This window comes from Oleiphilus sp. HI0117 (assembly GCF_001635235.1).
Window position 1 is genome coordinate 1 of sequence record NZ_LWGA01000439.1, and the last position, 407, is coordinate 407.

1 protein-coding gene is annotated in these 407 nt (G+C 46.4%); it reads left to right on the forward strand.

Features of this window, described 5'->3' with window-relative positions; genetic code table 11:
• Positions 1-44: 44 nt before the first annotated feature.
• Positions 45-407: acyl-CoA dehydrogenase family protein (locus A3757_RS05100; protein ID WP_197469810.1), on the forward strand; the 363-nt coding region annotated here is incomplete at its 3' end.

The window sequence follows — 407 nt, forward strand, 5'->3', positions numbered from 1 at the left end:
TGATAGACGTATTGATAAGAACATTAATAGAGGAGCATAGCACCGTGTCGAAATATTGCGCGCCAATCACTGATATGAAATTCCATATAAAGGGCAATTCTGCTATCGACAATGACGATGCGGGCTTAATTCTCGACCAGGCTGCAGAGTTTTCAGAGCAAGTCTGGGGCAGCGTCAATCAACATGGAGACCAAAATGGCTGTCGTTACAAGGATGGTAAAGTACTACTAGACCCTAAGATTCGCGACGCATTTAAAGCTTTTTCTGAAGCAGGGTGGATGGGAATCTCGATGCCAGAGGAGTGGGGTGGGCAAGCGCTACCTGAAGCACTTAGCTCAAAGGTATCGGAAATGTTGACCAGTACCAACCAATCTTTATGCATGTTCACAGCGCTCACCAGCTCTGCA